This window comes from Streptomyces sp. NPDC058964 (assembly GCF_042741275.1).
Taxonomy (GTDB): Bacteria; Actinomycetota; Actinomycetes; order Streptomycetales; family Streptomycetaceae; genus Streptomyces.
Genome location: NZ_JBHYKH010000299.1, coordinates 1 through 9,011, shown reverse-complemented (window position 1 = coordinate 9,011; position 9,011 = coordinate 1). Strand labels below are relative to the sequence as shown.

The following is a 9,011-nucleotide window of genomic DNA, read 5'->3' as shown; positions in this document are numbered from 1 at the left end:
TCTACCATCTTAACAAAAAACCCCGCTAAAACAATGCGCCCCGCCTCCCCCCCCCGCTTCCCCCTCGGGGGGGTCCCCCTTGCCGGGCCCCCCCCCGCCTCCCATTACCGTGAGGACGTGTTGAGAACGGAGGACGTGTTGAGAACGCCCCGTGGGATCGGCCGCACCATTGCCGCCGCGGCAGTCCCCCTCCTCCTGCTGACCGCCTGTGCCGGGGAGCAGACCACGAAGGTGGCGGCCTCCGACGCCGTCGGCGACTGGCAGGCACCCGGCGGAGAGCGGATCACCCTGTCCAAGGACCGCACCTTCGTCTCCCACGACCTGGGGAAGAAGTCCGACCACTGCGCGGCCGGCCGGAACAGCGGCACCCGGGGCTTCTTCGTCGACGACGGCGACAGCGGTGCGGCCGTGTCACACAAGGCGGCTTCGGGCGACCGGATCGGGCTGTCCTTCGCAAGCGACGACAGCCAGGAGTTCTCCTGCTTCGTCGACCTGGCCGTGGTGGACGGTGGGAAGAGCCTGTGCGAGACCACCGACCCGGACGACCCGTGCAGCGTCGGCGTGAAGCTCACCCGCGAGAAGTGACCTCAGGGGCCGGCCCGTCGGCAAAGGCTCCCTCCCCGCTCGTCAGCTCATGAGCCCCAGTTCCCGTGCGATCAGCATCCGCTGCACCTCGCTCGTGCCCTCGCCGATCTCCAGGATCTTGGAGTCGCGCCACATGCGGGCCACCGGATACTCGTTCATGAAGCCGTAACCCCCGTGCACCTGCGTGGCGTCCCGGGCGTTGTCCACGGCGATCGTGGAGGAGTAGAGCTTGGCGAGGGCCGCCTCCTTCTTGAAGGGCTCACCGGCGACCAGGCGGCTCGCCGCGTCGCGCCAGGCGAGGCGGGCCGTGTGGGCCTTCATCTCCATGTCGGCGATCTTGAACTGGATGGCCTGGTTGGCGCCGATCGGACGGCCGAACGCCCGGCGTTCCTTCGCGTACTTCACCGACTCGTCCACACAGCCCTGCGCCAGACCGGTCGCCAGCGCGGCGATGGCGATACGGCCCTCGTCGAGGATCCGCAGGAACTGCGCGTAGCCCCGGCCCTCTTCGCCCAGCAGGTTCGCCGCCGGGACCCGGACGTCCGAGAAGGACAGCTCACGCGTGTCCGAGGCGTTCCAGCCCACCTTCGAGTAGGGGGCCGCGACCGTGAAGCCGGGCGTGCCGGACGGCACGATGATCGCCGAGATCCGCGGCCGTCCGTCCGGCTTGCGGCCGGTGACGGCCGTGACCGTCACCAGACCCGTGATGTCCGTGCCGGAGTTGGTGATGAAGCACTTCGAGCCGTTGATGACCCATTCGTCCGTCTCCGGGTCGAGACGGGCCGTCGTGCGCGTCGCGCCAGCGTCCGAGCCGCCGTCCGGCTCGGTGAGTCCGAAGGCGCCCAGGATCTCGCCGGCGCACAGCCGGGGGAGCCACTCGCGCTTCTGCTCGTCCGTGCCGAAGAGGTGGATCGGCATCGCGCCCAGGGAGACACCGGCCTCCAGCGTGATGGCCACGGAGGAGTCGACGCGGGCCAGCTCCTCCAGCGCCACGCCCAGCGCCAGATAGTCGCCGCCCATGCCGCCGTACTCCTCCGGGAACGGCAGACCGAACAGGCCCATACGGCCCATCTCGCGGACGATCTCGTACGGGAACTCGTGCCGCTCGTAGAAGTCGCCGATCTTCGGCGCCACGACGTCGTGCGCGAACTCCTCCACCGTGCGGCGGAGTTCCTCCAGCTCGGGGGAGAGGCGGTGGTCCATGCTGATCACTGGTCCTTGTGGGAGAGGGCGCGGACGGTACGGGACGGGCTGGGCCGGCCCAGCTGTTCGGCCATCCACACGCTGGTGGCGGTCAGACGGCCGAGGTCGACCCCTGTCTCGATGCCGAGGCCCTGCAGCATCCATACGAGGTCTTCGGTGGCGAGGTTGCCGGTGGCGGACTTGGCGTAGGGGCAGCCGCCCAGACCGCCGGCGGAGGCGTCGATCGTGGTGACGCCGTGCTCGAGCGCCGCGTAGGTGTTGGCCAGCGCCTGGCCGTAGGTGTCGTGGAAGTGCACACCGATCACATTGGTCGGCACGCCCTCCTCGTTGAGCACGGAGAGGAGTTCCAGGACATGGCCCGGGGTCGCGACCCCGATCGTGTCGCCCAGGCTCAGTTCGTCGCAGCCCATGTCCATCAGCGCCTTGCAGACGCGCACCACCTGGTGGATGGGGACGGCGCCCTCCCAGGGGTCGCCGAAGCACATGGAGACATAGCCGCGGACATGGACGCCCGCGTCCTTCGCGTGCCGCACCACCGGGTCGAACACGCCCAGCGACTCGTCGATCGTGCGGTTGAGGTTGGCCTTCGCGAAGGACTCGGTGGCGCTGGCGAAGACGGCCACCCGGCGGGCACCCAGCGCCAGCGCGCGGTCCAGGCCCCGCTGGTTCGGCACCAGCACCGGCAGTGCCACCGGCAGATCGGCGACCAGCGGGAACAGCTGCTCGGCGTCGGCCAGCTGGGGCACCCACCTCGGGTGCACGAAGCTCGTCGCCTCGATCGTCGTCAGGCCCGCGTCGGCCAGGCGGCGGACGAACTCCGCCTTCACCTCCGTCGGCACGGCCGACTTCTCGTTCTGCAGCCCGTCGCGCGCGCCGACCTCGTGGATCCGCACCCGTGCGGGCAGGTCCTGGGCCGGTACGGCCATGGGGAGTCCGTCGGCGGTCACTGCGCCACCTCCTCCGTGTCGTGCGGCGCGATGACGGCCAGGACCTGGTCCATGGCGACCGTCGTGCCGGGCTTCACGTCCAGTTCGGCGACCGTGCCTGCGTGCGGGGCGGAGATGACGTGCTCCATCTTCATCGCCTCGACCACCAGCAGGCTCTGGCCCGCGGCCACCTCGTCGCCGACCGCCACCTTCACGACGGTGACCGTGCCGGGCATCGGCGCGGTGAGCGAGTCGGCGCCCGCGTGCCCGGCCCGGGTGAGGGACGCGGCCACCGGGTCGTGGTCGCGCACGTGCCAGGCGTCGCCGTCGCGGCCGATCCAGTCGGCGGCGCGGTGGAAGGTGTGGCGGACGCCGTCGAGGGTGACGGCGACCGAGTCCCCGGTGACGGTGTGGGTGCCACGCGGCTCATGGGTGACGGGGTCGAGCCCCGGCGCCCGCAGGTCGAAGGCCAGTGGGGCGGGCCGCCCGCCGAGCCGCCAGCCGTTCGGCACGGAGAACGGGTCGGTCCAGCCCTCGCCGCGAGGCTTCAGTGCCTCCAGGCGTACGGCGGCCGCTGCCTCGTACACCTCCCGCGGTACGTCCGTGGAGACGAGGTCGTCCACGACCCGCTCCACCAGACCGGTGTCCAGCTCGCCCGCCACGACCGCCGGGTGGGCCAGGAGCCGGCGCAGGAAGCCCGCGTTGGTCTGCACGCCCAGCGTGACCGTCTCCGCCAGCGCCGAACGGAGCCTGCGCAGCGCGGTCTCGCGGTCCGGGCCGTACGCGATCACCTTGGAGAGCATCGGGTCGTACAGGCTGCCGACCTCGGTGCCCTCGCTGAGCCCGGAGTCGGTGCGCACGCCGTCGCCCTGGGGCTCCCTGAGCCGCAGGACCGTGCCGCCGGAGGGCAGGAAGCCGCGCGAGGGGTCCTCCGCGCAGATCCGGGCCTCGACCGCGTGACCGGTCAGCCGGATGTCCTCCTGCGCATACGGCAGCCGCTCGCCCGCCGCCACCCGGAGCTGCCATTCGACCAGGTCCAGCCCGGTGACCAGCTCGGTGACGGGGTGCTCGACCTGGAGACGGGTGTTCATCTCCATGAAGTAGTACGACGACGGGTCGCCGCCCGGCACGATGAACTCCACCGTGCCCGCGCCCCGGTACCCGCACGACCGGGCCGCCTGCACCGCGGCCTCGCCCATCCCCGCCCGGGTCTCCTCGTCGAGGAGGACGCTCGGCGCCTCTTCGATGATCTTCTGGTGGCGCCGCTGGAGCGAGCACTCGCGCTCGCCGAGGTGCACGACGTTGCCGTGGCCGTCGGCCAGGACCTGGATCTCGATGTGCCGGGGGCGGTCCACCCAGCGCTCGACCAGGAGCGTGTCGTCGCCGAAGGAGGCCCGGGCCTCACGGCGGGCGGCGGCGATCTCGTCCTCCAGCGCGGACAGCTCGCGCACCAGCCGCATGCCCTTGCCGCCGCCGCCGGCCGACGGCTTCAGCAGCACCGGCACGCCGATCTCACGGGCGGCGTCGGCGAGCTGGGCGTCGGACAGTCCGCTCCCGCTGGAGCCGGGGACGACCGGTACCCCGGCCGCCCGCACGGTCTCCTTGGCGCGGATCTTGTCGCCCATGAGGGAGATCGCGTCCGCGGGCGGGCCGATGAAGACCAGCCCCGCCGCCTCGCACGCGCGGGCGAAGCCGGCGTTCTCGGCGAGGAAGCCGTACCCGGGGTGGACGGCCTGGGCGCCGGTGCGGGCGGCGGCCTCCAGCAGCCGCTCCACCGACAGATAGCTCTCGGCCGCGGGCGCCGGACCGATCCGTACCGCCGTGTCGGCCTCCCGTACGTGCCGTGCGTCGGCGTCGGCGTCGGAGAAGACCGCCACCGAGCGCACGCCCAGCGAGCGGAGCGTACGGATGACGCGTACGGCGATCTCGCCACGGTTGGCCACAAGCACTGTGTCGAACACGGTTCCCCTCCTCACATCCGGAAGACGCCGAACTGGGGGTCACCCAGAGGCGCGTTGGCACAGGCGGTCAGGGCGAGGCCCAGCACCTGACGGGTCTCCAGCGGGTCGATCACGCCGTCGTCCCAGAGCCGGGCCGTGGCGTAGTAGGCGTTGCCCTGGCGCTCGTACTGGTCGCGGATCGGCGCCTTGAACGCCTCCTCGTCCTCCGCGGGCCAGGACTCGCCGCGCGCCTCCAGCTGGTCCCGCTTGACGGTCGCGAGGACGGAGGCGGCCTGTTCGCCGCCCATGACGGAGATCTTGGCGTTGGGCCTCATCCACAGGAAGCGGGGGGAGTAGGCCCGGCCGCACATCGAGTAATTGCCGGCGCCGTACGAACCGCCTACCACGACCGTCAGCTTCGGCACGCGCGTGCAGGCGACGGCCGTCACCATCTTGGCGCCGTGCTTGGCGATACCGCCGGCCTCGTAGTCCCTGCCCACCATGAAGCCGGAGATGTTCTGCAGGAACACCAGCGGGATCCCGCGCTGGTCGCACAGCTCGATGAAGTGGGCGCCCTTCTGGGCGGACTCGGAGAACAGGATGCCGTTGTTGGCGACGATCCCGACCGGGTGGCCGTGGATCCGGGCGAAGCCGGTGACCAGGGTCTGCCCGAACTCGGACTTGAACTCCGCGAAACGGGAGCCGTCGACCACGCGCGCGATGATCTCGCGCACGTCGTAGGGGGTGCGGGAGTCGACCGGCACCGCCCCGTACAGCCCGTACGGGTCGACCTTGGGCTCGGCCGCCGCGGTGACCTCCCAGGGGAGCGTCCCGCGCGCGGGAAGCGTGGCGACGATGTTGCGCACGATCCGCAGCGCGTGCGCGTCGTCCTCGGCGAGGTGGTCGGTGACGCCGGAGACCCGGGAGTGGACCTCGCCGCCGCCCAGCTCCTCGGCGGTCACCACCTCGCCGGTGGCGGCCTTCACCAGAGGCGGCCCGCCCAGGAAGATCGTCCCCTGGTTGCGGACGATCACGGCCTCGTCGCTCATCGCCGGGACGTAGGCGCCGCCGGCGGTGCACGACCCGAGGACGGCAGCGATCTGGGGGATGCCGGCGCCGGACATCCGCGCCTGGTTGTAGAAGATCCGCCCGAAGTGCTCGCGGTCGGGGAAGACCTCGTCCTGCATCGGCAGGAAGGCGCCGCCGGAGTCCACGAGGTAGACACAGGGCAGGCGGTTCTCCAGAGCCACCTCCTGCGCCCGCAGGTGCTTCTTCACCGTCATCGGGTAATACGTGCCGCCCTTGACGGTGGCGTCGTTGGCCACGACCACGCAGTCCCGGCCGCTGACCCGGCCGATCCCGGCGATGACACCCGCGGCCGGGGCCTGGCCGTCGTACATCCCGTCGGCCGCGAGCGGCGCCAGCTCCAGGAACGGCGAGCCCGGGTCCAGCAGCGTGTCCACGCGGTCCCGCGGCAGCAGCTTGCCGCGGGAGGTGTGCCGGGCGCGCGCCTTCTCGCCGCCGCCGAGCGCCGCCGCGGCCAGCTTGCCGCGCAGCTCCCCGACGAGTGCGAGGTGGGCTTCCTCGTTGGCCCTCCAGGCCTCCGACGCGGGATCTGCCGCGCTCGTCAGCTCCGGTGCCTCTTGCATCCTGCGGTCCCCTCACCCAGCGATCGACTGTTAATGAGCGTTAACCATTTCCTTCAGGTTAACGACCGCTAACCTCCCTGTCTAGAATTGTTTGCATGGTCACCAGAGCCGACGCCCCCACCCGCCGCGAGCAGATCCTCAAGGAGGCCGCCCGGCTCTTCGCCGAGCGCGGCTTCCACGGTGTCGGGGTCGACGAGATAGGGGCGGCGGTCGGCATCAGCGGTCCCGGCCTGTACCGGCACTTCGCGGGCAAGGACGCGATGCTCGCGGAGCTGCTGGTCGGGATCAGCGGTCAGCTGCTGACCGGGGCGAAGAGGCGCCTGGCGGAGGCCGACGGCGCGGCCGGTCCCTCGGCGGTCCTCGACTCCCTCATCGAGGGGCACATCGACTTCGCCCTCGACGACCGCCCCCTGATCACCCTGCACGACCGTGAGCTGGACCGCCTCCGGGACAGTGACCGCAAGCTCGTGCGGCAGTTGCAGCGGCAGTACGTCGAGCTGTGGGTGGAGGTCGTGCGGGAGGTCTATCCGGGGCTGGCCGAGCCCTCGGCCCGCTCGGCGGTCCACTCGGTCTTCGGCCTGCTGAACTCGACCCCGCATCTGGGGCGGCCGGGGTCCCTGCCCGGCCGGGGGGTCACCGCGGAGCTGCTGCACCGGATGGCGCGGGGGGCGCTCGCGGCGGCGGGTGCGACGGGGGACTGAGCCGAGGCGGGCCGACGGGCCGCCGGTCGGGCTTCACCTCAGTACGCTGAGTCCATGGCCATGGACTACGCGAAGATGCGCGCGATCGCCGTGGAACTCGGTGCCTACGCCGAGCAGCTCGAAGGAGCTTGGAGCGTCGAGATCGGGCCGTCGGGTCCGGTACTGGCCATGATGTGCCCCTCGAAGCGTCATGAGGGCACAGTCAGTCGTATTCGTAACCAGCTCAACGCACAGCTTCCCGCCACCCACCCCGGCTACGTCTGCGAGAACGGCCCCGAGATCGAGCACCCGGAGATCGGCCGTATGCGCCTCCCCGACGCCGTCGTCATCCCTGACGGGGTCCTCGACGAGGAGGGCGTCGCCGTCGATGCGACGCAGGTCCTCGCGGCCATCGAGATCGTCTCGCCGTCCAACCCGAACAACGACTACGTCGAGAAGCTCGCCGACTATCCGGCCATGGGCATCCCCCACTACCTGATCGTCGACCCCCGGACCGGCACGATCGAGGTGCACTCCGATCCGTGCAAGGGGCGCTACACCCGCAAGGACCCGTACATCTATGGAGACTCGGTCCCGTTCGGCCCCTGGACGGTGGACACCTCCGCGTTCCGCCGGTACGGCAAGGCCGGGGACTGAGGCAGCCGCCCGCCCGGGGTGGAGGGTGGGCAAGGTCACCCTGGACGCCTGAATGTACTCGCCGGTATCTTGGGATCTGAGCAAGCGCTTAGACATGCCGAAGTACGTGGAGGTGGCGGAGTGCGCCGTACGCTGTTCAACGAGGATCACGAGGCGTTCCGGGAGACTCTTCGCGCCTTCATCGAGGCCGAGGTCGTGCCGGTGTACGACGAGTGGTTCGCGGCCGGCCAGGCGCCGCGCGACTTCTACTACAAGCTCGCCGAGCTCGGCGTCTTCGGTATCCGGGTCGACGAGGAGTACGGCGGCGCGGGCATCGACTCGTACAAGTTCGAGGCCGTCCTGTACGAGGAGACCGCCCGCGCGGGTGTCTCCTTCGGCGGCTCCGGCGTGCACGTCCTGCTCGGCCTGCCCTACATCAAGCTGCTCGCCTCCGATGAGCAGAAGAAGCGCTACCTGCCCAAGTTCGTCTCCGGTGAGGAGATGTGGGCCATCGCGATGACCGAGCCCGGCACCGGCTCCGACCTCGCGGGCATGAAGACCACCGCCAAGCTCTCCGAGGACGGCACGCACTACGTCCTCAACGGCTCCAAGACGTTCATCACCGGTGGCGTGCACGCCGACCGCATGATCGTCTGCGCCCGCACCGCCGCGCCCACCGCCGAGGACCGCCGTCACGGCATCTCCCTCTTCGTGGTGGACACCAAGGCCGAGGGCTACTCGATCGGCCGCAAGCTCGACAAGCTGGGCCTGAAGACCTCCGACACCGCCGAGTTGGCGTTCGTCGACGTCAAGGTGCCCGTCGAGGACCTGCTGGGCGAGGAGAACAAGGGCTTCTACTACCTCGGCCACAACCTCGCCTCCGAGCGCTGGGGCATAGCCTTCGGCGCGTACGCCCAGGCCAAGGCCGCCGTCCGGTTCGCCAAGGAGTACGTCCAGCAGCGCACCGTCTTCGGCCAGACCGTCGCGTCCTTCCAGAACACCAAGTTCGAGCTGGCCGCCTGCCAGGCCGAGGTGGACGCGGCCGAGGCCGTCGCCGACCGCGCGACCGAGGCACTCGACGCGGGTGAGCTGACCCCCGCCGAGGCCGCCTCCGCCAAGCTGTTCTGCACCGAGGTCGCCCACCGTGTGATCGACCGCTGCCTCCAGCTGCACGGCGGCTACGGCTTCATGAACGAGTACCCGATCGCCCGCCTGTACGCGGACAACCGCGTCAACCGCATCTACGGCGGGACCAGCGAGATCATGAAGTCGATCATCGCCAAGGACATGGGTCTGTGACACGGGTCCGCAAGGTCCACGAAATCACTGCACGATACAACTGACATATGAGTCAGGCACTGCAGTCCCTGCTCGAGCTGCTCGATCTGGAGC

The 9,011-nt window shown here is 70.5% G+C and carries 8 protein-coding genes; 4 read left to right on the top strand and 4 right to left on the bottom strand.

Annotated features, from left to right (window positions below):
- Positions 1-138: 138 nt before the first annotated feature.
- Complete coding sequence (locus ACFW2E_RS29910; RefSeq protein WP_384470190.1) at positions 139-585, top strand: hypothetical protein; 447 nt, start codon at positions 139-141, stop codon at positions 583-585.
- 42 nt (positions 586-627) lie between these two features.
- Here the strand turns inward: ACFW2E_RS29910 and ACFW2E_RS29905 are convergent, their stop codons facing one another.
- Genes ACFW2E_RS29905 through ACFW2E_RS29890 form a run of 4 tightly spaced genes read right to left on the bottom strand, consistent with a single transcriptional unit; the run spans position 628 to position 6,303 of the window.
- Positions 628-1,788 carry an acyl-CoA dehydrogenase family protein gene (locus ACFW2E_RS29905; RefSeq protein ID WP_384470189.1) on the bottom strand — a complete coding sequence of 387 codons (1,161 nt, stop codon included), beginning with the start codon at positions 1,786-1,788 and terminating at the stop codon, positions 628-630.
- A gap of 5 nt (positions 1,789-1,793) precedes the next feature.
- A complete protein-coding gene (locus ACFW2E_RS29900; RefSeq protein WP_384470188.1) occupies positions 1,794-2,735 on the bottom strand; it encodes a hydroxymethylglutaryl-CoA lyase in 942 nt (313 codons plus the stop codon).
- Positions 2,732-4,675 carry an acetyl/propionyl/methylcrotonyl-CoA carboxylase subunit alpha gene (locus ACFW2E_RS29895; protein WP_384470187.1) on the bottom strand — a complete coding sequence of 648 codons (1,944 nt, stop codon included), beginning with the start codon at positions 4,673-4,675 and terminating at the stop codon, positions 2,732-2,734. The genes ACFW2E_RS29900 and ACFW2E_RS29895 overlap by 4 nt, the downstream gene beginning before the upstream one ends.
- Before the next feature lie 11 nt (positions 4,676-4,686).
- Entirely contained in the window at positions 4,687-6,303 is a 1,617-nt protein-coding gene (locus ACFW2E_RS29890) for a carboxyl transferase domain-containing protein (protein WP_384470186.1), read from the bottom strand.
- Positions 6,304-6,398: 95 nt separating this feature from the next.
- On the opposite strand from ACFW2E_RS29890, the gene ACFW2E_RS29885 reads away from it, so the two are divergent.
- From ACFW2E_RS29885 to ACFW2E_RS29875, 3 genes are all read left to right on the top strand, one after another.
- Positions 6,399-7,004 carry a TetR/AcrR family transcriptional regulator gene (locus tag ACFW2E_RS29885; RefSeq protein WP_384470185.1) on the top strand — a complete coding sequence of 202 codons (606 nt, stop codon included), beginning with the start codon at positions 6,399-6,401 and terminating at the stop codon, positions 7,002-7,004.
- Positions 7,005-7,064: 60 nt separating this feature from the next.
- Positions 7,065-7,640, top strand: a complete 576-nt coding sequence (locus ACFW2E_RS29880; RefSeq protein WP_384470194.1) for a Uma2 family endonuclease — start codon at positions 7,065-7,067, stop codon at positions 7,638-7,640.
- Positions 7,641-7,760: 120 nt separating this feature from the next.
- Entirely contained in the window at positions 7,761-8,918 is a 1,158-nt protein-coding gene (locus ACFW2E_RS29875; RefSeq protein WP_384470184.1) for an acyl-CoA dehydrogenase family protein, read from the top strand.
- Positions 8,919-9,011: the final 93 nt, after the last annotated feature.